At 64.7% G+C, this 26,508-nt stretch carries 25 protein-coding genes; 9 read left to right on the top strand and 16 right to left on the bottom strand.

The features are described from left to right. Positions 1 to 37: 37 nt before the first annotated feature. Entirely contained in the window at positions 38 to 1,354 is a 1,317-nt protein-coding gene (locus tag M1D78_RS00875) for an MFS transporter (protein ID WP_437422433.1), read from the top strand. On the opposite strand, the gene M1D78_RS00870 is transcribed toward M1D78_RS00875, so the two are convergent. Together M1D78_RS00870 and M1D78_RS00865 are read right to left on the bottom strand one after the other, a co-directional pair. After that, a complete protein-coding gene (locus M1D78_RS00870; RefSeq protein ID WP_437422434.1) occupies positions 1,355 to 1,687 on the bottom strand; it encodes a PilZ domain-containing protein in 333 nt (110 codons plus the stop codon). Positions 1,688 to 1,831: 144 nt separating this feature from the next. Further along, complete coding sequence (locus M1D78_RS00865) at positions 1,832 to 2,050, bottom strand: hypothetical protein (protein ID WP_437422435.1); 219 nt, start codon at positions 2,048 to 2,050, stop codon at positions 1,832 to 1,834. A gap of 189 nt (positions 2,051 to 2,239) precedes the next feature. Here M1D78_RS00865 and M1D78_RS00860 point away from each other — a divergent pair, with 189 nt between their 5' ends. Together M1D78_RS00860 and M1D78_RS00855 are read left to right on the top strand one after the other, a co-directional pair. Beyond that, the gene (locus M1D78_RS00860) at positions 2,240 to 3,691 is read left to right on the top strand and encodes an iron-containing redox enzyme family protein (RefSeq protein ID WP_437422436.1); all 1,452 of its coding nucleotides are present in this window, start codon (positions 2,240 to 2,242) and stop codon (positions 3,689 to 3,691) included. 23 nt (positions 3,692 to 3,714) lie between these two features. Next, on the top strand, positions 3,715 to 4,662 hold the full coding sequence (locus M1D78_RS00855; RefSeq protein ID WP_437422437.1) for a methyltransferase: 948 nt from the start codon (positions 3,715 to 3,717) through the stop codon (positions 4,660 to 4,662). A gap of 156 nt (positions 4,663 to 4,818) precedes the next feature. On the opposite strand, the gene M1D78_RS00850 is transcribed toward M1D78_RS00855, so the two are convergent. The 4 genes from M1D78_RS00850 to M1D78_RS00835 all read right to left on the bottom strand — a co-directional run bounded on the left by M1D78_RS00850 (position 4,819) and on the right by M1D78_RS00835 (position 10,072). Then, positions 4,819 to 5,751: an AEC family transporter gene (locus tag M1D78_RS00850; protein WP_437422438.1), complete on the bottom strand. Its 933-nt coding sequence runs from the start codon at positions 5,749 to 5,751 to the stop codon at positions 4,819 to 4,821. A 1,334-nt stretch (positions 5,752 to 7,085) separates the two neighbouring features. Further along, positions 7,086 to 7,610, bottom strand: coding sequence for a transcriptional regulator (locus M1D78_RS00845; protein ID WP_217475525.1), 525 nt, complete (start codon positions 7,608 to 7,610; stop codon positions 7,086 to 7,088). A 73-nt stretch (positions 7,611 to 7,683) separates the two neighbouring features. After that, complete coding sequence (locus tag M1D78_RS00840) at positions 7,684 to 8,856, bottom strand: zinc-dependent alcohol dehydrogenase (RefSeq protein WP_437422439.1); 1,173 nt, start codon at positions 8,854 to 8,856, stop codon at positions 7,684 to 7,686. 355 nt (positions 8,857 to 9,211) lie between these two features. Beyond that, positions 9,212 to 10,072, bottom strand: coding sequence for an NAD-dependent epimerase/dehydratase family protein (locus M1D78_RS00835; RefSeq protein WP_437422440.1), 861 nt, complete (start codon positions 10,070 to 10,072; stop codon positions 9,212 to 9,214). 168 nt (positions 10,073 to 10,240) lie between these two features. Here M1D78_RS00835 and M1D78_RS00830 point away from each other — a divergent pair, with 168 nt between their 5' ends. From M1D78_RS00830 to M1D78_RS00820, 3 genes are all read left to right on the top strand, one after another. Next, on the top strand, positions 10,241 to 11,161 hold the full coding sequence (locus M1D78_RS00830; protein WP_423707242.1) for a hydrogen peroxide-inducible genes activator: 921 nt from the start codon (positions 10,241 to 10,243) through the stop codon (positions 11,159 to 11,161). A gap of 4 nt (positions 11,162 to 11,165) precedes the next feature. After that, a complete protein-coding gene (gene recG / locus M1D78_RS00825) occupies positions 11,166 to 13,241 on the top strand; it encodes an ATP-dependent DNA helicase RecG (RefSeq protein WP_437422441.1) in 2,076 nt (691 codons plus the stop codon). Positions 13,242 to 13,317: 76 nt separating this feature from the next. Beyond that, positions 13,318 to 14,721 (top strand): aminoacyl-tRNA deacylase and HDOD domain-containing protein, encoded by a 1,404-nt coding sequence (locus M1D78_RS00820; protein ID WP_437422442.1) that lies wholly within the window; start codon positions 13,318 to 13,320, stop codon positions 14,719 to 14,721. A gap of 32 nt (positions 14,722 to 14,753) precedes the next feature. Here the strand turns inward: M1D78_RS00820 and M1D78_RS00815 are convergent, their stop codons facing one another. The 9 genes from M1D78_RS00815 to gspE all read right to left on the bottom strand — a co-directional run bounded on the left by M1D78_RS00815 (position 14,754) and on the right by gspE (position 22,342). Beyond that, on the bottom strand, positions 14,754 to 15,266 hold the full coding sequence (locus M1D78_RS00815; protein WP_437422443.1) for a type II secretion system protein M: 513 nt from the start codon (positions 15,264 to 15,266) through the stop codon (positions 14,754 to 14,756). A gap of 2 nt (positions 15,267 to 15,268) precedes the next feature. Beyond that, the gene (gspL, locus tag M1D78_RS00810) at positions 15,269 to 16,405 is read right to left on the bottom strand and encodes a type II secretion system protein GspL (RefSeq protein WP_437422444.1); all 1,137 of its coding nucleotides are present in this window, start codon (positions 16,403 to 16,405) and stop codon (positions 15,269 to 15,271) included. 3 nt (positions 16,406 to 16,408) lie between these two features. After that, a complete protein-coding gene (gspK, locus tag M1D78_RS00805) occupies positions 16,409 to 17,386 on the bottom strand; it encodes a type II secretion system minor pseudopilin GspK (RefSeq protein ID WP_437422445.1) in 978 nt (325 codons plus the stop codon). Beyond that, a complete protein-coding gene (gene gspJ / locus M1D78_RS00800; RefSeq protein WP_437422446.1) occupies positions 17,383 to 18,096 on the bottom strand; it encodes a type II secretion system minor pseudopilin GspJ in 714 nt (237 codons plus the stop codon). Before gspJ ends, gspK begins: the two co-directional genes overlap by 4 nt. Next, positions 18,093 to 18,494, bottom strand: a complete 402-nt coding sequence (gene gspI, locus M1D78_RS00795; protein WP_437422447.1) for a type II secretion system minor pseudopilin GspI — start codon at positions 18,492 to 18,494, stop codon at positions 18,093 to 18,095. Before gspI ends, gspJ begins: the two co-directional genes overlap by 4 nt. Then, positions 18,491 to 19,066 (bottom strand): type II secretion system minor pseudopilin GspH, encoded by a 576-nt coding sequence (gene gspH, locus M1D78_RS00790; RefSeq protein WP_437422448.1) that lies wholly within the window; start codon positions 19,064 to 19,066, stop codon positions 18,491 to 18,493. The genes gspI and gspH overlap by 4 nt, the downstream gene beginning before the upstream one ends. Positions 19,067 to 19,070: 4 nt before the next feature. Further along, positions 19,071 to 19,505, bottom strand: coding sequence for a type II secretion system major pseudopilin GspG (gene gspG, locus M1D78_RS00785; RefSeq protein WP_437422449.1), 435 nt, complete (start codon positions 19,503 to 19,505; stop codon positions 19,071 to 19,073). Between the two features lie 5 nt (positions 19,506 to 19,510). After that, the gene (gene xcpS, locus M1D78_RS00780) at positions 19,511 to 20,725 is read right to left on the bottom strand and encodes a GspF family T2SS innner membrane protein variant XcpS (RefSeq protein WP_437422450.1); all 1,215 of its coding nucleotides are present in this window, start codon (positions 20,723 to 20,725) and stop codon (positions 19,511 to 19,513) included. A gap of 105 nt (positions 20,726 to 20,830) precedes the next feature. After that, positions 20,831 to 22,342, bottom strand: coding sequence for a type II secretion system ATPase GspE (gene gspE / locus M1D78_RS00775; RefSeq protein ID WP_437422451.1), 1,512 nt, complete (start codon positions 22,340 to 22,342; stop codon positions 20,831 to 20,833). A 531-nt stretch (positions 22,343 to 22,873) separates the two neighbouring features. Here gspE and M1D78_RS00770 point away from each other — a divergent pair. The 3 genes from M1D78_RS00770 to M1D78_RS00760 are packed head-to-tail and all read left to right on the top strand — an operon-like array spanning position 22,874 to position 25,783. Continuing rightward, positions 22,874 to 23,995, top strand: a complete 1,122-nt coding sequence (locus tag M1D78_RS00770; RefSeq protein ID WP_437422452.1) for a Re/Si-specific NAD(P)(+) transhydrogenase subunit alpha — start codon at positions 22,874 to 22,876, stop codon at positions 23,993 to 23,995. Positions 23,996 to 24,008: 13 nt separating this feature from the next. After that, positions 24,009 to 24,335 (top strand): NAD(P) transhydrogenase subunit alpha part 2, encoded by a 327-nt coding sequence (locus tag M1D78_RS00765; protein WP_243607259.1) that lies wholly within the window; start codon positions 24,009 to 24,011, stop codon positions 24,333 to 24,335. Next, positions 24,332 to 25,783: an NAD(P)(+) transhydrogenase (Re/Si-specific) subunit beta gene (locus M1D78_RS00760; RefSeq protein ID WP_437422453.1), complete on the top strand. Its 1,452-nt coding sequence runs from the start codon at positions 24,332 to 24,334 to the stop codon at positions 25,781 to 25,783. Before M1D78_RS00765 ends, M1D78_RS00760 begins: the two co-directional genes overlap by 4 nt. A 60-nt stretch (positions 25,784 to 25,843) precedes the next feature. Here the strand turns inward: M1D78_RS00760 and M1D78_RS00755 are convergent, their stop codons facing one another. Beyond that, a complete protein-coding gene (locus M1D78_RS00755) occupies positions 25,844 to 26,428 on the bottom strand; it encodes an NAD(P)H-dependent oxidoreductase (protein WP_437422454.1) in 585 nt (194 codons plus the stop codon). Positions 26,429 to 26,508: the final 80 nt, after the last annotated feature.

Raw genomic sequence — 26,508 nt, 5'->3', positions numbered from 1 at the left:
AGCTGCCTTCGACACATGACAGACACGGAGACAACCAATGCCCCAGGCGCCCGCGCCCGATGCCCAGGCCACTCACGGCGAGCCGAACGACCCGCGTCTCTATCGCAAGATTGCCTGGCGGCTGATCCCGTTTCTCTGCTTCTGTTACCTGGCGGCGTACCTCGACCGTATCAATGTCGGCTTCGCCAAGTTGCAGATGGCCGATCAGTTGCAGCTCAGCGAAGCGGCATTCGGTCTCGGGGCGGGCCTGTTTTTCGTCGGGTACATTCTCTTCGAAGTGCCCAGCAACCTGATCCTCAAGCGCGTCGGTGCGCGGGTCTGGATCGCGCGGATCATGATCACCTGGGGTGTGCTGTCGGCCTGCACCATGCTGGTCACCACGCCCGGGCAGTTCTACCTGGTGCGCTTCCTGCTCGGCGTCGCTGAGGCGGGCTTCCTCCCTGGCGCGCTTTATTACCTGACGTTGTGGTTTCCGACCTACCGGCGAGGGCGAATGATCGCGCTGTTCATGATCGGCCTGCCGTTGTCGAGCGTCATCGGCGCGCCGCTATCCGGCTGGATTCTCGATCATTTCGACCAGATTCAGGGGCTACGCGGCTGGCAATGGTTGTTCCTGCTCGAAGGCATTCCCAGCGTACTGCTTGGGCTGTTGGCGCTGCGGATGCTGCCCGAGGGACCCAAGCAAGCCAGCTGGCTGGATGTTACCGAGCAAGGGCAGGTGCTGCGCGACCTGACGCTGGACGAGGCACAGAGCCCGGCCAGCGGCGACAGCTTTCGCCAGGGCTTCTTCAACCTGAAGGTCTGGATGCTCGGTGGCATCGATTTCGCCATTCTGCTGAGCGCATACGCGATGGGGTTCTGGATGCCGACCTTCATCCGCAATGCGGGCGTCAGTGATGTCACGGTCATCGGATTGCTCACGGCAGTGCCGAGCGTCGCTGCGGTCATTGGCATGCTGGGGCTAGGCGCCAGTTCAGACCATTTCCGCGAGCGGCGCTGGCACATCATCCTGCCGTTCTGGATCGGCGCCGCCGCACTTGCCACCAGTACGGCCTATACGGACAACGTGCTGATCACGGTCCTGCTGTTCTCAATCGCACAGGCGGCGATCATCGGTGCGGTGCCCGTATTCTTCAGCCTGCCGGCGACCTTCCTCACCGGCACGGCTGCAGCGACCGGCTTCGCCCTGGCGTGCTCGCTGGCCAATATTGCAGGGCTGGTCAGCAACACGGTGATCGGGGTGACGCTGCAGCTGACCGGCAAGAGCGGCAGCGCCTTGCTGTTCTTCGCCGCTTGCCTGCTGCTCGGTTCGTTGCTGGTAGCCGCATTGCCGGCCCGGGTGGTCAATCGCTGATCAACGCCGCTTGGGCAGCAACCGTCCGACCAGGTCGATGAAGGCCGCGCTGGGCCGGTCCAGCGAAAAGCCCATCTCGAAGGCATCGCGACGGGAATCCTTGCGCACCCACTGGCAGATCACGACCACCTCGACCTCACGCAACCGCTCGCCTTGGTCCGGCACGTGCAGCACCATTTCATAGCAGCCACTCATGCCCAGCGGCTGCTTGGCGACCAGCCGCAACCCACCCATGGACAGGTCTGCCACGTAGCCCATCGGATCCCCACTGAGGCGATTGGTGACCAGGATGCGGCTGAGGTGACGAAAGCTGAGGCGGGTATGTTGGCGCATGGCGGGCTCTGCGGTCTCGTTCGGCGGCCCTGACGCATGACGAGCCAGGCGCCGTAGGACGATGTACGTAGAGCCAGCAAGCGACCATCGATAGGATTTTCTTAAGCCCGGACGCCATTTTTTTTCGCCGCCCGGGCCGCTGGACTAGTGCCGGGGTTTATCGCTGCCGCGCGCCGGGTCGTCGCTGACCTCCTCGGTCATGTCCGACGGCACGTTGTAGGCGCCACCCGGCACGTCGTCGCGATCGCCTCCGGCCGCCTCGCCGTTACTGGTGCGGCCGTTGCTGCGGGCCTGGTCGTCGCGCGCTGGGATGCGGTCTTCGAGAGTCTCCAGGTTCTGTTTGCCACGCTCGGATGGGTTCATTAGGACCTCCTGATGGGATGGGCTGGGCGATACGCGCCCTTGCAGTTAGGAAGACCGTCATGGGTAGAAGTTGCACGACGATCAGCCCCCGCTGATGACCGGCCATTCGGCAGGCGCGCTGAACTAATACCCAGCGGGCGGGGCCAAAAAAGTCATCTGGGGCCTCCCCTTCTGCCGCCGTGTGAACCTATGCAACTGACTCCAAGCCTCCCCGTCGATGCGCTGCTCGTGGCACCCGAGGCAAGGGCGCCTTCCAAGGAACTCTATTTCGCCCTGCTCGAGTCGCCTGCCAGCGAACAAATCCGCGCAAGCGCAGCGGAGTATCTCGAACTGCAATTGGGCAAGGCCGCCTCGCTACCCTGTGACCTGCCCGAACATCCGGCCGGGCTTGGCGAATGGCTCGAAGGGCATACCGCCAAGGTCGGCGCGCAGTACCAGCGTTATCTGGACGAGCGCCGCGCGGGCGGGCCACGCCGTTACTTCACCAGCAAGGCGCACGCGCTGCATTTCCTGCGGGGCGTGGCACCGACCAAGCTCGTCGACGGCGCCTGGCTTTATGGCCTGTTGCAGCGCTGGGACGACGCCCGCTTCACCTCACTGATCCAGACCTATCTGGAAGAGCTCGGCGAAGGCCAGCCAGACAAGAACCATGTCGTGCTCTACCGCAAGCTGCTCGCCAGCCAGGGATGTGATGACTGGCAAAGCCTCGAAGACGAGCATTTCGTTCAGGGTGCGATTCAGCTGGCGTTGGCGGAGCATGCCGAACGGTTCCTCCCGGAGGTGATCGGCTTCAATCTCGGCTACGAGCAGCTTCCGCTGCATCTGCTGATCAGTTCCTACGAGCTCACTGAGCTAGGCATCGACCCCTATTACTTCACCCTGCACGTGACAGTAGACAACGCCGATAACGGCCATGCGAAAAAGGCCGTACAGGGTTTGTTGTCTGCCTGGCCACAAGTGGCCGACAGCGAAGAATTCTATCGCCGGGTCGTCAACGGCTATCGACTCAACGATCTCGGCGCGAGCACGCTGTCGGTGATCGCCGATTTCGAACCCGAGCACGAAGTGATGCGGGTGTTGGAAAAGAAGGCGGCGGTCGGGCAGTTCGTCCACTCGGACTACTGCCGCTTCGACGGCCGCACGGTGAACGCCTGGCTCGCCGAACCGGCGCTGATTCCGCGCTTTCTCGACACGCTTCAACAGCGTGGCTGGATCAAACGCCACCAGGATCCGCAGCACAGCCGTTTCTGGCAGCTGATCACGGGCGAGCAGGCCCCGATGTTCGGCGTATTCAGCGCACACGAGCAGCAGCTTATCCACGACTGGATTGCAGGGGACTGGCTGGCCGAGCAGGCCCCGACGTCGGGCAAGCCGCACCCGGCCCTGGCGCAGCGCCAGGCTCAATTCAATAGCCGCCGACGCACGCCGGCCGAGCGCCCGAACAAGCCTGCGCTGGTCGCGGCCAAGGATCGGCCGAACAGCGACTTCGACACCGAGACCCAACTGCTCGAACAACAACTGGCGCAACTGCCAAGCCGCGAGGCACGCATGCATCACCTGGTGCCGCTGCTCGCGCCGACCCGCCACCACAGCGCGGCCGGGCTGCTGGCCACCCGCATCTTTACCGGATTGTTCAACTGATAGGCGAAAGCCAGGGAAGCACTATGACAACGGAAACCACTCAAGACCGCGCGTTGCTGCAGCTGGTCAATGCGCTGCGCGAACGCGGCTACCACTTCGTTACTCCGACGCCTCTGACGCACGAGCGAGTCAATCAACGCCCCGAGAACCAGCTCGCCAAGGATCTGCAGGGCGTCTTCGGCTGGAGCCGGCCGTTCCAGCATGAGCTGCTGCCACCGGCGATCTTCAGCCTCATGGACCAGGCTGGCGTCCTGGCACCCTGCGATTCCCACTGGCGTAGCCGCGTGCGGCTATCAAGCCTTGACGGCCAACTTTTCGTGCACTCGGCTTACCCGACCGACTCGCCGGACTCGGTTTTTTTCGGCCCCGATACCTATCGCTTCGCCAACGCAATCAGCGCGCATCTGAGCCATCACCCGGGCAACATCGCCCGCACGGTGGACATCGGCTGCGGCTCCGGCGCCGGTGCAATTCTCACCGCTCTGGCACGCCCGCAAGCAGAGGTGCTGGCTGTGGATATCAACCCGCTGGCGCTGCGCATGACCCGCACCAACGCCGCCCTGGCCGGAGCCGACAACTTGAGCACACGCCACAGCGACCTGCTCGATGATGTCGAAGGCGACTTCGATCTGATCCTGGCCAACCCGCCCTATCTGGTCGACCCGGGCGAGCGCGCCTATCGGCACGGCGGCGGCCCGCTTGGTGCGGGCCTGTCTCTGGCGATCGTCGACAGCGCGCTGCAACGTCTGGCGCCCTGCGGCACTCTGCTGCTGTATACGGGCGTTGCGATGAAGGGCAGCCAGGACCCGTTCCGTCGCGAGGTCGAGCAACGTCTCGAGGGGCGTGGGTTCGATTGGCGCTACCGGGAGGTGGATCCGGACGTGTTCGGCGAGGAATTACTTGAAGGTGCCTATACCGAGTGCGACCGCATCGCAGCGGTGGTGCTGGAAGTGACGCGGCCGGCGGGCTGAACGTTACCGCGTGGCAAACGCTTCGCGGTTTTCCACGGGGTGGCCATCCACCCTACGACCGGCCCAGGCGTAGGGTGGATAACGCCGCAGGCTTATCCACGCGTTCCAGACCTTTGATAGGGGCACCAGATCCGTAGGATGGGTGCAAGGCCACCTCTACACCGGCAACAGCACCAGGCACGCCGACAGGGTGACCAGCGAGCCGAGCGTCGAATACAGCACGACACGCGACACCCGCGAGCCCTCCCGCCCATAGAACTCGGCGAGCATGTAGGGGCCCGTCCCGGTAGGCAACGCACTCAGCAGCAGTGCCGAATAGGCCCATAGCAGCGGCAACTCGAAGATCTGAAACGCCAAATACCAGGTGATCAGCGGCTGCGCGATCAGCTTCAGACCTACCAGAGGCCAAACCCCCGCCACCCGCCCGCCTGGTTGCGGTTGCGCCAGGAACAACCCCAGCGAGACCAGCGCACAGGGCGCCGCCGCTGCGCCGAGCAGCTCCAGCAAAGTCGCCACCGCTACCGGCAATGTCGCCCCACTGGCCGCCCAAAGCCCACCCAGCATTGGCGCCACCACCAATGGGTTGCGCAGCAGCGCAAACGCTACCTTGCCGAGCGTACGGCTGAAGCCTTGGCCGCTGTGCAGGCCGGTTTCGACACAAGCCAGGGCGATGGCAAACAACACGCAGACCACTACGATCGAAGCCACCATGGCCGGCTGCAGCGCCTCGTCGCCCAACACCAGCATGCACAGCGGAATACCGATGTAACCCGTGTTGGCATAGGACGCGCCGAGTGCATCGAGGCTGGCATCGACCAGCGGCTGTTTCTGTAGCAGGCGATAACCCAGCGTAAAGGCGAACACCCCCAGGCAACCCACTGCGAACGCTGTAATAAAGCCGGGCTGCCACAACTGCGCCCATGTGGAGTTGGCCACCACGCTGAACAGCAGCGCCGGCAACCCCAGCCAGACCACGAACCGGTTGAGCTCGGAAGCCCCAGTCGGCCCCATGCGGCCGGTACGGCGGCAGATGAAACCCAGCAGGATCAAGGCAAAGACCGGGAGGACGACGTTGACGACGGCGGACATGGGTTCTCATCGGGTGGTGACCGCCAGGGGTGGCGGTGCGGGGCGGGCTGCAGACCTTAGCAAAAAATGGCCTGTCGCATTGTTCGGGGCGAGTTGCTTTTTCGAGCTATTAAGCGCGTAAAACCGATTGCCCCTGCATATTGCGCTGTCGTGGGAGCGGTCTTGACCGCGAAGCTTTTCGACTTTGAGTTCCGAGCCCAGGGCCCGATGGCGGAGCTGACTGGGGCATTGGTTTCGCCCTGCTGGGCGAGTCCCTTTTGGCAATTGCCCCAAAAGGAACCAAAAGGTCTTGCCCCGCCATCCGGCCCCGGCTGCGCCGGGGTTCGTTCGCTCCATCGCCGCTTCAGGGGCCGGCTTACAAGGGCCATCCATGGCCCTTTAAGCCTCTCGCCGCATCCATGCGGCTCGCTCCCTTACGCAACGATTGCGCTCACCCTCCTGATGGGGCGTTTTGTGTCGTCTGGCGATCTGTGCAAAGAAAACGGAGCAAAGGCGACAAAGCGACAAAGCGACAAAGCGACAAAGCGACAAAGCGACAAAGCGACAAAGCGACAAAGCGACAAAGCGACAAAGCGACAAACAAGTCTCGTGGGGCGGTGGGGCCGCGTGAGTGAACGTTATCAACGTGCAGCACAGGACATCTCGCATGCTACGTTTTTTGCTCTTCTTGTAAGCGCACGGCCCGGCAGACGACACCGAATCGCCCCTTTCAGGAGGCCGAGCGCAGGTGGCGTGGAAGGGGTTGAGCGGCATGGATGCCGCGAGAGCCGCGATGGGCCAGGGATGGCCCTTCGCGGCGGGCCCCTGGAACGTCACCGGAGCGAGGGAACCCCGGCGCAGCCGGGGCCGGATGCAGGGGCAAGCGTTTTTGCTTACTTTTTTCGCGACTGAAAAAAGTGAGTCGCCCAGCAGGGCGAAACCAATGCTCCAGCTAGCTCCGCCATCGGGCCCTAGGCTCGGAAGCCAAAAGCCCAAAAGCCCAAAAGCCCAAAAGCCCAAAAGCCCAAAAGCCCAAAAGCCCAAAAGCCCAAAAGCCCAAAAGCCCAAAAGCCCAAAAGCCCAAAAGCCCAAAAGCCCAAAAGCCCAAAAGCCCAAAAGCCCAAAAGCCCAAAAGCCCAAAAGCCCAAAAGCCTCGCGGCCAAGGCCGCTCCCACAACAGCGCAATACGCAGAACTAAGGCTTTTTTGGTCCCTTTGGCAGACCGTCCATCCGGGCGACTGCCAAAAGAAACCCACCCAGCAGCGCGATACCAAGCCCTCAACCAACTCGGTAGTCACCCAGCGCGCAAAACCAACCCGCGCAACGCGTCCCGTCGGCGACAGCCGGAATGCCCCTTAATGCAACATCGTCGAGGGACTGTACCCATTCGGCTCAGCCCGCGCCGCGGCGAACTCCGCCTCGACCTTCCCCCGCATCGCTTGCGGATCCGCCGGGAAGCCGCTGCGGTCACTGTAGTCCCATTCGGTAACGTAATGACTCTCGGCGGCCAACCCCTTGGCGCAGCTGATATCCAGTGCCGTGATACCAGCCACCGCCCCCGCGGCAATGGCCGCGTTGACCTGCTCGGTGCCGTTTTCGATGCTCAGGCCCAGGCCGACCAGGTCGAGGGCATCGCCGCCGATGCGGCCGTATATCCAGGGTTTGGGATCGTCGGTGAGCAGGAGGCCGACGCCGGTGGCGATTTCCCGTGCGCCGCAGGCGCGGATCAGTCCCTCGTTGCCGGGTACGCCGAGGAAGCGGGCCAGCTTGCCGGGCATCAGCACCTCGGCCAGGCCCAGGCCGATGCTGAACCAGCCCAGCCCGCGGGCCAGGGTACGAGCGGAATGGTTGGGGCGGGTAACGCGATGTGGAACGCTCATTATTCAGTCCCTCCTTCGGGGCTCGGGGGAAGCAGATGACGACTCCCTGTACCAGGGAACCGCCACCCGGGCCTCAGGGTTTGAGAACGACCTTGATGCAGCCGTCATGCTTGTCGCGGAAGGTCTTGTACATCTCCGGACCCTGCTCGAGGCTGACGCTGTGGGTGATGACGAAGCTCGGGTCGATCTGGCCTTCCTGGATGCGCTTGAGCAGGTCGTCGGTCCAGCGATTGACGTGGGTCTGGCCCATGCGGAAGGTCAGGCCCTTGTTCATCGCCGCGCCGAACGGAATCTTGTCGATCAGCCCGCCGTAGACGCCGGGAATCGAGATGATTCCGGCCGGACGGCAGACGTAGATCATCTCGCGCAGCACGTGCGGGCGGTCGCTCTCGAGCATCAGCGCCTGCTTGGCGCGGTCGTACATCGAGTCGATGGAACGCGCCGCGTGAGCTTCCATACCCACCGAGTCGATGCACTTCTCCGGGCCCTTGCCGCGGGTCAGCTCTTTGAGCCGCTCGAGCACGCTCTCTTCATCGAAATTGATGGTGATGGCGCCGCCGGCGCGGGCCATCGACAGGCGCTCGGGCACGTTATCGATGCAGATGACCTGCTCGGCACCCATCATGATCGCGCTGCGGATGGCGAACTGGCCGACCGGTCCTGCGCCCCACACGGCAACCGTGTCGGTGGGCTGGATATCGCACTGCGCCGCGGCCTGCCAGCCGGTGGGCAGGATGTCGCCGAGGAACAGCACCTGCTCGTCAGTCATGCCATCTGGAACAACGACCGGACCGACATCGGCGTAGGGAACACGGACATATTCGGCCTGGCCGCCCGCATAGCCGCCGGTGAGATGGGTGTAGCCATAGAGGCCAGCGGTGGTGTGGCCGAAGACCTTGTCGGCCACGTCCTTGTTGCGGTTGGTACGTTCGCAAACGGAAAAATTACCGCGCCGGCATTGATCGCACTCGCCACAGACGATGGTGAAGGGCACCACCACGCGGTCGCCGACCTTGAGCTTCTTGTTCGCCGAGCCGACTTCCATCACCTCGCCCATGAACTCGTGACCCATGATGTCACCGTGCTGCATGCCGGGCATGAAACCGTCGTACAGGTGCAAGTCTGAGCCACAGATGGCGCAGGACGACACCTTGATGATGGCGTCGCGGGGGTCTTCTATCGACGGATCGGGTACGTGGTTGTCGCAGCGGATGTCGTGCTTACCGTGCCAGCGAAGGGCTCTCATTGGAAAAATCTCCTGCTTCGGTGTTCGAAAACGCCGCCGTGGTGGTTCTTCCTGATGACTTCGCCGCGCTGCGGCAGCTGCTCCTGACCCGACTGCTGCCATGCGGCAGGGTGTACGGCGTGCGTGCTATCAGATTTTTAGTAAGCACGATGTCGGCAGAGTTGCGGGAAATGACGGCCAAACGGGCGGATCGCCGACGGAATGACATACGCGGTTCGGTGCGGGGAGGCCTTATGCGGTCCGTTCGCCCATTGATCTAAGGCGCTCCACCGGGCTGATCGCACCGCCCTTGCTGTAGGAGCACGCTCTGCGTGCGACCCCCGCGGCCCCACCCCCCCGCGACGCGGCTCCTTACTTAACCCTTGCCGGGGCGAAGGGAGGCGTAGCCGTTGCGGTAGCTTGGATACTGTGGCACCCAGCCCAGCGCGCGGGCGCGCGCATTACTGCAGCGTTTGCTGCCAGCGCGGCGGGTCATCGTCTGTTCTGCCCAATGCGTGACGCCGAGCCGCTCGCGCAGGAAGTCGACCACTTCGTGAAGGGGGGCAGGGTCGTCATCCACACCCAGATAACAGTCCTCCAGCGGCGCTCCGGCAAGATCCTTTTCCAGCAGGCAGGCGAGCAAGCCGGCGGCATCGTCGCGGTGGATGCGGTTGCTGTACTGCGCAGGCTCCCGATCGACACGCAACCCCGCGCGTACCTGGTTCTGCATCCAGGGCCGCACGGGATCATAGAGCCCCGCCATGCGTACGCAGGTTGCTGGCAGGCCACTGGCCGCCGCCAGCGCCTCTGCTTCCAGCATGACGCTACCGGTGTAGCCGCTCGGTTCGGTTGCCGAGGTTTCGTCGATCCACTCGCCGCCGTGCTGCCCGTAGACGCCGGTGCTGGAGAGGAAGAACAAGCGGCGCGGCTGCTGGCCGCGTTGCTGCAACCAGCCGAGCACGTTGCGCAGGCCCTCGACGTAGGCCTGACGATAACCCGGCTCATCATGTTGGCTGGCCGAAGCGGCGTAGACGAGGTAGTCCAGCGCGACATTGGGCCAACCACGCGGCACCTCGGGCGAGGCCAGATCACCGCGGACCGGCAGAATCGGCACCGGCAGCGACGAGGCCTCGCGGCGCAGGCCGAACACCGTCCAGCCAGCCCGGCTCATCCGCAGCCCCAGACGACTGCCGACGTCACCGCAGCCGGCGATCATTACAGAAGGACGCTTTGCCATGGCGGTTGCTCCATAACCGGTGCGAGCCATCGTTCGGGCCCGCCTGCGTCGAGTGTACTGCTGGCGACGCTTTGTGCGCTCGTTGCGATGTAAAAGGAACAACAGGCAGCCAGTTGGTTCGAACACGAGCAAAGGCTATGCTAGCCGGCACTCTGATGGAATGACGCTATGACACTGACCGAACTGCGCTACATCGTCACGCTCGCCCAAGAACAGCACTTCGGCCGGGCCGCCGAGCGTTGCCATGTCAGCCAACCTACCCTTTCGGTGGGCGTTAAAAAGCTCGAGGACGAGCTTGGCGTGCTGATTTTCGAGCGGACCAAAAGTGCGGTACGCCTGACCCCGGTTGGCGAGGGCATCGTCACCCAGGCGCAAAAGGTTCTCGAGCAGGCACAGAGCATTCGGGAGCTCGCTCAGGCCGGCAAGAACCAGCTGGCGGCACCGCTAAAAGTGGGCGCCATCTACACCGTCGGCCCCTACATGTTCCCGCATCTGATCCCGCAGCTGCACCGCGTGGCGCCGGACATGCCGCTGTATATCGAGGAAAACTTCACGCATATCCTGCGCGACAAGCTGCGCACCGGTGAGCTGGACGCGATCATCATCGCGCTGCCCTTTCAGGAAGCCGATGTCCTGACCCTGCCGCTGTACGACGAGCCCTTCTATGTCCTGATGCCGGCCGGCCATCCGTGGGCGAAGCGCGAAACCATCGACAGCGAAATGCTCAACGACAAGAGCCTGCTGCTGCTCGGGGAAGGCCACTGCTTCCGCGACCAGGTGCTTGAAGCCTGCCCCACCACCCGCAAGGGCGAGGCACCGAGCCATACCACCGTCGAATCCTCCTCGCTGGAAACCATCCGCCATATGGTCGCCTCGGGTCTGGGCGTATCCATCCTTCCGCTGTCGGCGGTCGACAGCCATCACTACTCCGCCGGCGTATTGGACATCCGCCCGCTGACGCCGCCGGTGCCTTTCCGCACCGTGGCGATCGCCTGGCGCGCCAGCTTCCCGCGGCCGAAGGCCATCGAAGTGCTGGCCGATTCCATCCGGCTGTGCTCGGTCGCCAAGCCGCCGGCCGCGAACGCCTGAACCCATGAGCGAGCTGTCGGCGGTCCCGGTCACCGCGATCAAGGGCGTCGGCGCGGCGCTGGCCGAAAAGCTCGCCAAGGTCGGTTTGGAAACCCTGCAGGACCTGCTGTTCCACCTACCATTGCGCTATCAGGACCGTACCCGCATCGTGCCGATCGGCGCGCTGCGTCCAGGCCAGGATGCAGTGGTCGAAGGCACGGTGACCGGCGCCGACGTGGTGATGGGACGACGACGCAGTCTGTTGGTGCGCCTGCACGACGGTAGCGGCAGCCTCAGCCTGCGCTTCTATCATTTCAGCCAGGCGCAGAAGGAAGCGCTCAAGCGCGGCACCCAGGTGCGCTGCTACGGCGAAGTGCGCCCCGGTGCGTCGGGGCTGGAGATCTACCACCCCGAATACCGCGCGCTTAGCGACAGCACGCCGGTCGCCGTGGAACAGACGCTGACCCCGATCTACCCGACCACCGAAGGCCTGACCCAGCAGCGCCTGCGCCAGTTGACTGAACAGGCGCTGGCACGGCTCGGCCCCCACAGCCTGCCGGACTGGCTGCCCGCGGAGCTGACCCGCGACTACCGGCTGGCCAAGCTCGACGAAGCAATCCGTTACCTGCACCGACCGCCGCCGGATGCCGACCTGGAAGAGCTCGCCGAAGGCCGGCACTGGGCCCAGCACCGTCTCGCCTTCGAAGAGCTGCTGACCCACCAACTCTCGATGCAGCGCCTGCGCGAGAGCAGCCGCGCGCAGCACGCGCCTCCGCTACCGGTCGCCCGCGACCTGCCTCAGCGCTATTTGACCAACCTCGGCTTCCAGCCCACCGGGGCGCAGCAGCGCGTCGGCGCCGAGATCGCCTATGACCTGGCCCAGGACGAACCCATGCTGCGCCTGGTGCAGGGCGACGTCGGTGCCGGCAAGACGGTCGTTGCCGCCCTTGCCGCCCTGCAGGCGCTGGAAGCCGGCTATCAAGTCGCACTGATGGCGCCGACCGAGATCCTCGCCGAGCAGCACTTCATCACCTTCTGCAAGTGGCTCGAGCCGCTGGGCATCGAGGTCGCCTGGCTGGCCGGCAAGCTCAAAGGCAAAGCCCGTGCCGCAGCGTTGGAGCGCATCGCGGCCGGCTGCCCGATGGTGGTCGGCACCCATGCGCTGTTTCAGGACGAGGTGCAGTTCCGCCGCCTGGCGCTGGTAATCATCGACGAGCAGCACCGCTTCGGCGTCCAGCAGCGCTTGGCGTTGCGGCGCAAGGGCGTCGAGGGTCGGCTCTGCCCGCACCAGCTGATCATGACCGCCACGCCCATCCCGCGTACCCTGGCCATGAGCGCCTACGCCGATCTGGACACCTCGCTCCTCGACGAGCTGCCGCCGGGCCGCACCCCGGTCAACACCGTGCTGGTGGCCGACAGCCGCCGTCTGGAAGTCATCGAGCGGGTGCGCTCGGCGTGCAATGAGGGACGCCAGGCCTACTGGGTCTGCACCTTGATCGAAGAGTCCGAGGAGCTGACCTGCCAGGCTGCAGAAACAACATTCGAGGACCTCAGCGCGGCGCTTGGCGGCTTAAAGGTCGGCTTGATCCACGGACGCATGAAGCCGGCCGAGAAGGCGGCGGTAATGGCCGAATTCAAGGAAGGCCGGCTGCAGCTGCTGGTCGCCACCACCGTGATCGAGGTGGGTGTCGACGTGCCCAACGCAAGCCTGATGATCATCGAAAACCCCGAACGCCTCGGGCTCGCCCAACTGCACCAGCTGCGCGGGCGCGTCGGGCGCGGCAGCGCGGCCAGCCATTGCGTGCTGCTCTATCATCCGCCGCTTTCGCAGATCGGCCGCGAACGGCTGGCGATCATGCGCGAAACCTGCGACGGCTTCGTCATCGCCGAGAAGGACCTTGAGCTGCGCGGCCCCGGCGAAATGCTCGGCACCCGTCAGACGGGGCTGCTCCAATTCAAGGTCGCCGACTTGATGCGTGACGCAGATCTCCTTCCGAGCGTCCGTGACGCAGCCCAGGCACTTCTGGCACATTGGCCCCAGCATGTCAGCCCATTGCTTGAGCGCTGGCTGCGCCATGGTCAGCAATACGGTCAGGTTTGACGCTCGTCGGCAAACCCAAACCGCACTAAAGCTGGGGCTATACTGCGCCGCACGGGAATAAGACGGAACCTCGCTCATGAATTCGGCTGTCGACCAAACCAACGATGTCACGCTGCCTCCCCTGATTGTCCAGCTGCTGGACAAGTTGGCGCTGCCCTACCGCACCTGTGAAGACCGCACGGACCTGGACCCCGCCACGCGTGTGCAGGCCGTGCTGCTGGACGACGCCATCGGCGCACTGCTGGTTCTGTATCCCCGTGACCACCTGCTCGACCTGCCGCGCCTGGTCGAGCTGACTGGCCGCCAGCTCACCGCCGTCACGCCCGAACGCCTAACGCGCATGCTGGCCAAGCAGGACCTGCGCGTGCTGCCAGGCCTGCCACCGCTGACGAGCTCCCCCTGTCTTTATGAAGAGCGTCTGCTGCAACAGCCTGAAGTGCTGGTCGACAGCGGCCACCCTGGCCTGCTGGTGGCCATGGCCAGCCAGGACTTCAAGCAACTGCTCAGCAAGGCCAGCGCCGGCCAGTTCGCCGCGCCGCTGAGCGGCATTCGCCCTAACCTCGATCGCCCCGGCGACGACAGCACCGAGATCAGCCAAGCGGTGCAGAGCTTCACCGCGCGGCGCATCCAGAAGCGCCTCGAGGAGACCCTCGAGATTCCCCCGTTGCCGCAGACGGCACAGAAGATCATCAAGCTGCGCGTGAGTCCTGAAGCGAGCGTCGACGACATGACCGGCGTGGTCGAGACCGACCCGGCACTCGCCGCGCAGGTGGTCAGTTGGGCCGCCTCGCCTTACTACCGCGCCCCCGGCAAGATTCGCTCGGTGGAGGACGCCATCGTCCGCGTATTGGGCTTCGATCTGGTCATCAACCTCGCCCTGGGCCTCGCGCTCGGCAAGACCCTCAGCCTGCCGAAGGATCACCCGCAGCAGGCCACGCCCTACTGGCAACAGGCGATCTACACCGCCGCAGTGATCGAGGGGCTGAACCGTGCGATTCCTCGCACCCAGCGCCCCGAGGCAGGCCTCAGCTACCTGGCCGGGCTGCTGCACAACTTCGGTTATCTGGTACTGGCCCACGTCTTCCCACCGCACTTTTCGCTGATCTGCCGGCACCTGGAGGTCAACCCGCACCTGGACCACAGCACCATCGAACAGCACTTGCTGGGCATCACCCGCGAGCAGATCGGTGCCTGGCTGATGCGCTACTGGGAAATGCCGGAGGAATTGTCGGTCGCCTTGCGGTTCCAGCATGACCCGGACTACACCGGCGAGCATGCCGGACATGCGAACCTGGTCTGCCTGGCCGTGCATCTGCTGCGCAACCGCGGCATCGGCTCGGGGCCTTATGCAGACATTCCGCAAAGCCTGTTCGATCGCCTGGGCCTCACCCGGGAAAAGGCCGACGACGTAGTCAACAAGGTGCTCGACGCCGAAGCTGCGTTGCGCGCCTTGGCCAACCAGTTCCAGCCAACAGCCTGAGGCTAGAGGCTGGCCGGGCTCCTGCTCCCCGGTCAGCCGCCGGCTAGAAAACTCACTCGCGCATCCACCAGCCCATCGCCGACCTGGCTGATGCTCACCTCACCGATGGCGGCTCCATTGCCCTGCATCTCATCGAACCAGCGCAGCAGCGTCGGGTAGGACGCGCTCGGCAGGCTGACCTGCAGGCTGCCGTCACTGCCGTTGTCGAAGCTCTCGATGGTCAGGCCGTTGGCCTGTGCACTCTGGGTGACCAGGCCCTGCAGCGCCTCGGGCGCCAGCACAATGGGATTGCTGCGGGACATCTGCCGTGCCAGCTCAGTGTTCTGCTGCAGATAGGCATAGAGTTCGCGCTCACGCTCGAACGCTTCACGCGCATCGCGGACCCGCTGCTGCGCCGGTTGCCACAGCAACAAGTAGAACAGCACTACCAACAGGAAGGCGCCGAGCAAGGTCAGGGAGAGCCGCTCACGCGGCTGCAGACGCTGCCAACGAAGCCAGAGCGGTGATTCGGCCAGGCGTACGCGCAGTTGTTGTTTCAGATCCATCTCTAGCCTCCTATCACGACGCGCGCGCTCACCGAATCGCCTTCGCGGCTGGCCGACCCGAGCTGCACGCTGCGGCCGGTCTCGCCCAGGCGTTGCCGAAGCTGCTCCAACGCGGCGAAATCACTGGCCTGCACCTGAAGCGCCATGTCGCCCCGCCCCTGGTTGTAATCGAGCTGGCTGATCGACACCGGTAGGCCTTCGGCGATCGCCAGCGCGACCTCATCGAGCACGCGCATGAACTGCCCGCCTGTAGTGTCACTCTGGCCGATGTGATCGGCGAACTGAGCCCGAAGGTTGACGATGCGCGTGTCCTCCGGGAACAGCTCGGTGTAAAGGGCGCGGCTGGCCTCGGCGTATTCCTCCGCCTGGCGCCCGAGCGACCAGGCCTGGACCAGGTTGAACACCAATTGCACTGCCAATACCAAGGCCAGCACCACCATCAGCGGCTTCCACTGACCGAGCCCGCTGCCAGCGGCGCGCACGGCAAATTCCCCCTGCGCGAGGTTTAGCGCCGCGGCGCGGCCGCTGGCAAGAAAGCGATAGGGCTCATCCAGCCTCACATAATCCGCCAACGGCGCGGGTGGCTCGTCAAGCGTGCCGTTCGCATGCAATGGCGGTGGACATTGCGCGGCAAGGTGAGGCCACTGGCCGCTGGCGAAGGCCAGGCGAGCTTCCGGCGCACCGCCCAGCAAGGCGCGGCCGTCGAGAAACAGTAACTGGGTGCCGTCACGCGGCAGCAGGTCGGCATCGACATGGATGGCTACAACGGTCAGTCCAAGTGCTTGCAGATCGGCCAGCCAGTCGGCCAGCTGTTGGCGGCGAATGGCGATCACACGGCGGCGGCCATCCTCCAGCGCATCGCCGTGGGTCAGGTGAAGGTCGTCGACGTTCTCCGCCAGCAGCTCCTCGACGGCATAGGCCAGCGCCTGGTTAACCCACCGCGCCTTGCGTGTCGGCAGGTTGACCGCGAAATAACTGCATACCTCGGCAGGCAGTACCAGGGTTAGCCCTGTACTCGCCTGCTCGGCGCATCCGGCCAGTGGCAGCCAGGCGCCGGGGCCCTCGCCAGGCAGCCAGTAGGCCTGAGTATCGCCGTTGAGGCGGGCGCCGCAGTCAGCGGGCAGGAACAGGCAGTCCATGGGCTATCGATCTCCATCATCGAGTTGGGCGGGCAGGCGAGGTGGCTGCCCGAGGTTACGCTGCAGCACGCGCACGGCACCATCGTCTTCACGGTGTAACTGGCTGACCAGCGCCAGGCGCCGGTCGCCGAGGCGCACTTCGCTGATCGCCTGGAAGTGCTGGCTCGTCACCGCCAGCGTGATGCCTTGCAGTTGGACACCGCTGAGCGCCGGTTGCGCCATGAAGGTTGCGGTGTCGCGAAACGGTGTCGATTGCCGCGCCTTGACCAGCGCCTGAGCCGCACTCGGGCTGAGGCTGTCGGCGAGGCTGGAAAGCACCATGGCGCTGGCGGTATTGACGTTCAACGGGGTATCGGCCGGCAGCACACTGACGTAGGGCGCCAGGCGCTGGAAGTCCTCGTCGCGCATGTCCAGCAACAAGCGCAACTCGGACAGATCTTCGAGCCCGCGCCCAGCGGTCCGGTATGACGGCTCAAGAAGCAGGTAGGCATTGTCCTCGGCGCCCAGCTCGCCGCTGGGCTGCTGATCGCTGTCGAGCCAGTCGAGCAGGCGCTCGGCATAGGGTGCGCTGATCTGCAGCCGCAGCAGAAGGCGGCGGAACTGGGCAAGGGCGGCAGCATTGGGCTGCTGCTCCTGCACCAGGCTGTTCAGGTTGAACCGGCCGGCCAGATCCTCGATACGCACCTGTACCTGGCCCTGCCCCTCGTCCAGGTCATAGGCTGGCTGCGGCAGCGCCCAGGGCTCGAGTAGATGATCGACCGCAGGCACGCCCTCGGCCGAGGCCTCCCGATCCTGGCGCAGGATCGACTGGGCCAACGCTTCCCCACCCAGCGCGTAGTGCCAAGCCTGGCGCGCCTGCATCTGATTACCGGTGCCCCGGATCGACAGCTGCTGACGAGCGATCATGCCGGCGCAGACGACAGTAACGATTGCCACCACCAGCAGCACGGTGATCAGCGCGACACCACGCTGGGCTTTCATTGCATCTCCCCCACGCCGCCAGGCTCCGGCACGCCCTGGGAGTCGGGTTGGATGAACTGCTGCGCCGGTGCCGGGCCATCCGGCAGGCGCAGCAAACGGGTGATGGTGCCGTAGCGGCGATGATCGAACGACACCTCGACCGCGACCGGCATGCGTCGCGCCTGTTCGGCCGGATCGCCACGGCCAAACTCGAAAGGCGGCCATTCCTCGTGCCAGCTGTTCTCAGCGTCGAGGTAACGCAGGCGCAGCGCCAACACATCATCGAGCACACGTTGTATGCGCGGTTCGCTGTCGACATCACGGTCGAGCACCACCCAGTAGAGCCGCTCCAATGTGTCGCCCGATAAGCGCCAGCGCACCCGTTGAAGATTCGAACGCCGCAGGCCCGTGGGGTTGCGCCAGCCGCTGCGGGTCAGCTCCATCGAGACGCCATCTTCGCCCGAAAGCTGGCCGATGAAGGCGTTCTGCTCGTCGCCGAAGCCGTCGCGCACAGGCCGCGGTGCCGCCTGGATCAGATCGCGTTCGAATGTCCAGACGGCACGGCCGAGCTCGCGCAACTGGCCCTCCTGAGCACGGATCACCTCGTCGCTGCGTAGCACTGTCTCGAGCATTCGGTAGGTCGCCAGCCCAAGCAGGGCAAACAGGGCGATGGCGATCAGCAGCTCGAGCAGCGTGAATCCCGCCTCCAGGCGGGAGCGGATTGCGGTCATGGTTCGACGCCAACGAAACCGGTGATGCTGGTCACCGCACGCTCGTCGATCGAGCCGGAAGACGCCCCGCGTCGGGCCTCGGCGGCGGCGACCCAGACGCGAATCCTGAGCAATCCAGGCGTGCCGCTGGTCTCGACCTCGCTCAGCGTCTGCCATTGGCGTCCACCGAACTCCAGCTCGGTGTCCTCACGGCCAACGCTTGGCGCCGGTTCCTGCAGTTGCAGTTCGGTCAGGCGATTGTCGGCGATCCAGCCGGCAAGCGTCAGCGCTTCCAGGCGCGCCGCGTTGCTTACGCTGCGCCCGGCGGCGGTCAGCACCACGGCGGCGACGATGGCGAAGATCGCCAGCGCCACTAGGACTTCTAGCAGGGTGAATCCCCGTGCAGCACGAACGCTCATCGGCGATCTTCCAGGGGCACGGCCTGCGGCATGCGGAAGCCGTCGCTGGAGACGACCCAGCGAGTGCCGCCGGGACGCTGGTCCGCGAACGTCAGCGTGAAGGGTGACATTTCGCCGCTGGAAAGAATCAGCAATTGCGGCTGCAGACGCGGTGCGCGGCGGCGCTCGCGGTCGCCCTCCTGGGATAGCCCTGCCCGGTCATCCTCACGCGTGGTCGGGGCGATCAGCTCCAGCGGCGAACCGTCGAGCTCGAGCTCCATGCGGATGAAATCCGGCGGCTGGTGCGCCTGGGTGTCGCCAGCATCGAGCCAGCGCTGCTTGGCCTCGTCATAGCGCAGCACGCGGTAGCTCTCGCGGTTGACCAGCAAGCCGTATTCACGGCTGTCCAGCACCGCCTCGTCAGCGAGCAGTCCGATCAGGTTGGCCAGGCGTTGCGCTTCGTCCCGGATGTCCCGGGATGAACTCGTGCTGCCAATGGAGAGCACCGCCAAGCCGACCAGGCTGCCGAGGATGACGATCACCACCAGCAGTTCGATCAGCGTGAAGCCGCCCTCCCGGCGCGCCCGCGACATGAGATCAGAGGTCCCAGTTGCCGATGTCCGCGTTCAGGTCGGAGCCGCCCTGCTTGCCGTCAGCACCGTAGGAGTAAAGGTCGTACTGGCCTTGGGTGCCCGGCGAGAGGTACTGGTAGTCGTTGCCCCATGGGTCCTTGGGCACACGCTTGAGGTAACCGTCGCGGTTCCAGTTCTTCGGTTGCGGGTTGCCGGACGGTTTCTCCACCAGCGCATCCAGGCCCTGCTGGGTACTCGGGTAGGCGTAGTTGTCCAGCTTGTACATGTCTAGCGCGGCGCCGATGGCTTTGATGTCACCCTTGGCGACGGTGACCTTGGCCTGGTCCGGGCGGTTCATCACCTGCGGCACGACCAGCGCGGCAAGAATCCCGAGGATCACCACCACGACCATGATTTCGATAAGGGTAAAACCCGATTGTTTACGCGTGTTCAACGTCATGCTCACTAGCCCACCAGTTGATTGAGAGAAAGGATCGGCAGCAGGATCGCCAGCACGATCACCAATACCACGGCCCCCATGAACACCAGCATGAAGGGTTCGAACAGCCCCACCATCAGCGAGATCTGCGCAGCCAGGTCGTTCTCCTGGTTGCGCGCGGTGCGGGCGAGCATCTGATCCAGCTCGCCGGACTTCTCACCGCTCGCGATCATGTGCAGCATCATCGGCGGAAACTCGCCCGTCGCGTCCAGCGCTCGCGTCAGGCTGCCGCCCTCACGGACGCGTTGCGCCGCCTCGATGACCTTGTCGCGAATACGCAAGTTGGCGATCACCGCGGCCGCAATACCGAGCGCATCCACCAGCGGCACGCCGCTGCGCGTGAGGATCGCCAAGGTCGAGGCGAACCGCGCGGTGTTGGTCGCCCGCGACAGCCGCCCGACCAACGGAATGCGCAGGATCACAGCATGCCAGCGCCGCCGGATGCCCTGGTCGCGCAGCGCCTGTCGCACGCCCAGGCCCGTTACCACGATCACCACCAGCATCAACCAGCCCCAGCGCTGCACCGCCTCGCTCACTGCGATCAGCCCGGTGGTCAGTGCCGGCAGTTGTTGCCCGGTGTTGACGAAAACCTTCACCACATCCGGCACCACGTAGCCCAGCAGAAGGATGACAATCGCCAACGAGGCCACCAGCAAGATCACCGGGTAGAGCAGCGCCAGTTGGATTTTCTGCCGTGATTGCTGGCGCTGGTCGGTGTAGTCGGCCAGCTGGTCAAGCACCAGCCCCAGGTGCCCGGCGTGTTCGCCGGCGGCGACAGTGGCGCGATACAGCTCGGGAAACGCGGACGGGTATTCACGTAACGAACCCGCCAGACTATGGCCTTCCATGACGCGCGCCCGGACCGCCAGCAGCATCGACTTGATCTTCTGCGAAGCGGACTGAGCCGCCGCCGCACGCAATGCCTCCTCGATCGGCAACGCCGCCTGTACCAGGGTCGCCAGCTGCCGGGTGACCAGCGCCAGGTCGCGTGCCGACAGCCCGCGACCAAACGAGAAACCTGCGCCGCCGCTGTCCTCCTTGGCCTTGGCCTGCTTGACCTCAAGCGGGGACCACTGCTTTTCACGCAGAAGCTGGCGAGCCTGACGCGCACTGTCCGCCTCGATCAGCCCCTTCTGTTCGCGGCCGCGGGGGTCGAGCGCGATGTATTCGAACGCTGCCATCAGCCACGCGCCCCATACATCAGCACACCGCAGCCAATCATCCGAATCGGCTCATGAGGTTGCACGGCGACCGCCCTGTCCGAGCGCCAATCATTGGCTTTCATCTCACTCCTCACGTGTGACGCGTAACACTTCCTCGATGGTCGTCACGCCCTCTCGCACCTTGCGCAGGCCGTCGTCACGAATGCTTGGTCCCAGCCGGCGCGCGTGGCGCAGCATGTCCTGCTCGGGCGCGCGGGTATGGATCATGCTGCGCAGGGCATCGTCGAACATCACCAACTCGTAGATACCCGTCCGGCCGCGGTAGCCGAGCTGGCGGCACACATCGCAACCCTCAGCGTGATACAGCGTCGGCGCCTCGCTTGGGTCGAGCCCGAACAACGCGCATTCGGCCTCGTCGGCCACGTAGGGGCGTTTGCAGTCATTACACAGCACGCGTACGAGGCGCTGGGCCAGCACGGCAAGCAGCGACGAGGAGATGAGAAAGGGCTCGACGCCCATGTCCACCAGGCGCGTAACCGCGCCAATGGCACTGTTGGTGTGCAGGGTCGAGAGCACCAGGTGGCCGGTGAGCGACGCCTGCACCGCCATGTCGGCGGTTTCCTGGTCACGGATCTCGCCGACCATCACCACGTCCGGGTCCTGACGGAGGATGGCGCGCAGGCCGCGGGCGAAGGTCATGTCGACCTTGGTGTTGACCTGGGTCTGGCCGATGCCCTCGAGGTTGTATTCGATGGGGTCCTCGACGGTGAGGATGTTGCGCGTGCGGTCGTTGAGCGTGACCAGGCTGGCATAGAGCGTGGTGGTCTTGCCCGAGCCGGTCGGGCCGGTGACGAGGATGATGCCGTGCGGTTTCTGCACCGCCTGTTCCATCACCTTGCGGTCGCGGTCGCTCATGCCCAGGTGGCGCAGCGTCAGGCGTCCGGCCTGCTTGTCGAGCAGGCGCAGCACCACGCGCTCGCCGTTGGCCGAAGGCAGCGTCGAGACGCGGATGTCCACCTCGCGCCCGCCGACCCGCAGGGAGATGCGGCCGTCTTGCGGGATGCGCTTTTCGGCGATGTCCAATCGCGCCATGACCTTGATCCGCGAGACCAGCAGCGCCGCCAGCTCACGCTTGGGCTGCACCACCTCGCGCAGGATGCCGTCGATGCGAAAGCGGATCACCAGTCGTTTCTCGAAGGTCTCGACGTGGATGTCCGAGGCGTTTTCCTTGATCGCCTCGCCGAGGATCGCGTTGATCAGCCGAATGATCGGCGCGTCGTCCTCCTGCTCGAGCAGATCCTCGGTTTCCTGGATCTGGTCGGCCAGGCTGTGCAGGTCCATCTCGTTGCCCAGGCCCTCGACCATCTGCATCGCCGCGGACGAATCGTGCTGATAGGCCGAGCTCAGGGCCTGCTCGAACTCGTCCTGCGCCAGCCACTGCATCGCCAGCGGCCCACCGGCGACGCGCTGCGCCTCCTGCAGTGCGGTCAGCGGCGCACCTTCACGCGCACACAGGCGCAAGCCCTCGGGACGCTCCAGCAGCAGCACGCCGTGGCGGCGGGCGAAGGCGAAAGGCAACCGCCGTGGCAGCGGCTCCTCGAGCAAGGTCATCTCGTTCACGTTCAATTCGGTCATGCCGGCTATTTTCTCGCAGAGCGTGCGCATGGGGATGGCCGGCGGTCCGATCCTGGCGCGGCCAACAGCTATGGACTACAGGGAATGCATGACATTGCAAACCGTGCGCGGAATTTAACGTGCGGCTGGCCGCGGTCAATCGCGTAACCGGCACCAAGGTCGAATATAGACAAGGCCGCAGGCGAATACCGCGTCTATGGGCCGTCATTCATGATTGCGCCGCGCACAACCCGGCATGGAACCTTAGACGAAGGTCGAATCCAATACCGACGCGGCCTGCAGCGATGCGGAGCAACCTAACGGTCACATTGTGAACGAACCGCCACACTTGCGTTCACGTTAAAACAGTTGTTTGATTTTTTCAGTCCTTGCAGAATGCCGCGCCGCACCGGGCTTTGCCTGGATGCGAGGGCCGTAGCCGATCCACGCTCGACCGCCATCCGCAGTGGTCGGGCGAAACGTAACGCCAGCGATTCATGGCCGGTCGACCGGCAGGACCGCAGGCGACGATCCAGCAGGAGAACAAGAACAATGCACATTGGTGTTCCTCTCGAAACCAGGCCCGGTGAAACGCGCGTCGCCGCGACACCGGAAACCATCAAGAAGCTGATCGGGCAAGGGCATCGGGTGACGGTGCAGAGCGGAGCTGGCGTACAGGCCAGTATTCCGGACAGTGCCTTCGAGGCGGCAGGCGCCACCATCGCCGATGCCGCTGCGGCGTTCGCAGCAGAGATCCTGCTGAAGGTGAACGCACCGAGCGAGACCGAACTGGCGCAGATCGCGCCCGGTACGGCTCTGATCGGCATGCTCAATCCCTTCGACAATGACAACATCGCACGCATGGCCGAACGCGGCGTCACCGCCTTCGCCCTGGAGGCCGCGCCGCGTACGTCCCGCGCGCAGAGCCTCGACGTGCTCTCCTCCCAGGCCAACATCGCCGGCTACAAGGCGGTGATGGTCGCGGCCAACCAATATCCGCGCTTCATGCCGATGCTGATGACCGCCGCCGGGACGGTGAAGGCCGCGCGCGTGCTGATCCTTGGCGCTGGTGTCGCCGGGCTGCAGGCCATTGCCACGGCCAAGCGCCTGGGTGCGGTGATCGAAGCCTCGGACGTGCGTCCGGCGGTGAAGGAGCAGATCGAGTCCCTTGGCGCCAAGTTCGTCGACGTGCCGTTCGAGACCGACGAAGAGCGCGAATGCGCCGAAGGCGTCGGTGGCTATGCCCGTCCGATGCCGGCGTCCTGGATGACACGTCAGGCCCAGGCCGTGCATGAACGTGCCAAGCAGGCCGACATCATCATCACCACCGCGCTGATTCCGGGCCGCAAGGCACCGACGCTGCTGCAGGAAGAAACCGTGCAGCAGATGAAGCCCGGTTCGGTGGTGATCGACCTCGCCGCCTCTCAGGGCGGTAACTGTCCATTGACCGAAGCCGATCAGGTGGTGGTCAAGCACGGCGTGACCCTGGTTGGCTACACCAACCTGGCGACCCTCGTGCCGGCGGATGCCTCGGCGCTATACGCCCGCAACCTGCTGGACTTCCTCAAGCTGGTGATCGATGGCGAAGCCAAGTTCCAGCTCAATCTTGAAGACGACATCGTCGCCGCGTGCCTGATGTGCCGCGATGGCCAGGTCGTGCGCACCAACGCTTAAGGGAGCCCGAACGATGGACCTGATATCCGATGGCATCTACAACCTGATCATCTTCGTGCTGGCGATCTACGTCGGCTACCACGTGGTCTGGAACGTCACCCCGGCGCTGCATACACCGCTGATGGCGGTCACCAACGCCATCTCCGCGATCGTCATCGTCGGCGCCATGCTGGCCGCTGCGCTGACCGTCACGCCGATGGGCAAGCTGATGGGCACCCTGGCCGTGACCCTGGCCGCGGTCAACGTCTTCGGTGGCTTCCTCGTCACCCGCCGCATGCTGGAAATGTTCAAGAAGAAGGAGCGTGCCGTTGCTGGCGCCAAGGCGGAGGCCAAGCCATGAGCATGAACCTGATCACCCTGCTCTACCTCGTCGCTTCGGTGAGCTTCATCCAGGCCCTCAAAGGCCTGTCGCACCCCACTACTTCGCGCCGCGGCAACCTGTTCGGCATGGTCGGCATGGGCATCGCCGTGGTCACCACGGTATTCCTGGTGTTCAAGCTCGGCTCACAGCTGGCTGAGAGCGCCAGCCCCTGGAGCGGCCTGGGCTTCATCGTCCTTGGCCTGTTGATCGGCGGCAGCATCGGTACGCTGATGGCCAAACGCGTCGAGATGACCAAGATGCCCGAGCTGGTCGCCTTCATGCACAGCATGATCGGCCTGGCGGCGGTATTCATTGCCATCGCCGCCGTGCTCGAGCCGCAATCGCTGGGCATCGTCCAGGCGCTCGGCTATCCGATTCCGGCCGGTAACCGTCTGGAGCTCTTCCTCGGCGCGGCCATCGGTGCCATCACCTTCTCCGGTTCGGTGATCGCCTTCGGCAAGCTCTCGGGCAAATACAAGTTCCGCCTGTTCCAGGGCGCGCCGGTGGTGTTCGCCAACCAGCACAAGGTCAACCTCGCTGTCGGCGTGGCGATTCTGGTGCTGGGCCTGCTCTACACCTTCAGCGGCAATTTCACCGCGTTCATGATCCTCGTGGCGCTGGCTTTCGTGATCGGCGTGCTGATCATCATCCCCATCGGCGGCGCGGACATGCCGGTGGTGGTGTCGATGCTCAACAGCTACTCGGGCTGGGCGGCGGCCGGGATCGGTTTCTCGCTGAACAACTCGATGCTGATCATCGCCGGTTCCCTGGTCGGTTCGAGCGGCGCGATCCTCTCGTACATCATGTGCAAGGCGATGAATCGCTCGTTCTTCAACGTGATCCTCGGCGGCTTCGGTGCCGACGCCGATGCCGGACCGGCGGCCGGCAGCAAGGAGCAGCGTCCGGTGAAATCCGGCTCCAGCGACGACGCCGCCTTCCTGCTGTCGAACGCCGATACCGTGATCATTGTCCCTGGCTACGGCCTGGCGGTGGCTCGCGCGCAGCACGCGCTGATGGAGCTGGCCGAGAAGCTGACGCACATGGGCGTGACCGTGAAATACGCGATCCACCCGGTCGCCGGCCGCATGCCGGGGCATATGAACGTGCTGCTGGCCGAAGCCGAGGTGCCCTACGAGCAGGTCTTCGAGATGGAGGACATCAACTCGGAGTTCGGCCAGGCCGACGTGGTGCTGGTGCTCGGCGCCAACGACGTGGTCAACCCGGCGGCGAAGAACGATCCCAAGTCGCCCATCGCCGGGATGCCGATCCTCGAGGCCTACAAAGCCAAGACGGTCATCGTCAACAAGCGCTCCATGGCCAGCGGCTATGCCGGCCTGGATAACGAACTGTTCTACATGGACAAGACCATGATGGTCTTCGGCGACGCCAAGAAGGTCGTCGAGGACATGGTCAAGGCTGTGGAATAAGCGACACCGCGACACCAAAGCCCCTCCCGGCGCCGCCGCGAGGGGCTTTGTTTTGTCGGATCAGATGCCCAGCACCGAAGCCAGGTGCGTTTCGTAGCGCTTGATATCGGCTTCGATGGCCGGGCGCTTCATGACGTCGTCGCACAGGAACGTCGGCAGACTCGTCATGCCAAGGAACTGGTTGGCCTTGTGGAACGGGAAGTACACCGCGTCCACGCCCTTGCCTTCGAAGAAATCGGAGGGATCGTCGAAGGCCTGTTGCGGCGCGTTCCAGGTCGCCGAAATCATGTACTGCTTGCCCTGCAACAGCCCGCCGCTGCCGTATTTCTGCGAGGCATCGGCGCGCGTGCGCCCGTCGTTGGCATAGAGGCTGCCGTGGCCCTCGGTGAACACCTCGTCGAGGTATTGCTTCACCGTCCAAGGCGCGCCCATCCACCAGCCGGGCATCTGATAGATGATCACGTCCGCCCAGAGAAACTTGGCGATTTCTTCGGCCAGGTCGTAACCCGCGTCGATCTGGGTTTGCTTGACGTCGAAGCCGGCGCGATCGAGCAGGCTCAGCGCAGTCTGATGGAGGGTCGCGTTGTATTGGCCCTCGGAATGGGCGAACCGCTTACCACCGTTGAGAAGCAGGATGTTGGTCATGAATAACGCTCCACGAATCAGAATGGCGAGCAGCCTAACGATCAGCACCAGGGCGATCCAGAGCGGCGCTGGCAAATGGC

This window comes from Pseudomonas sp. SA195, from assembly GCF_054131565.1.
This window is presented reverse-complemented; position numbering and strand designations above follow the sequence as displayed.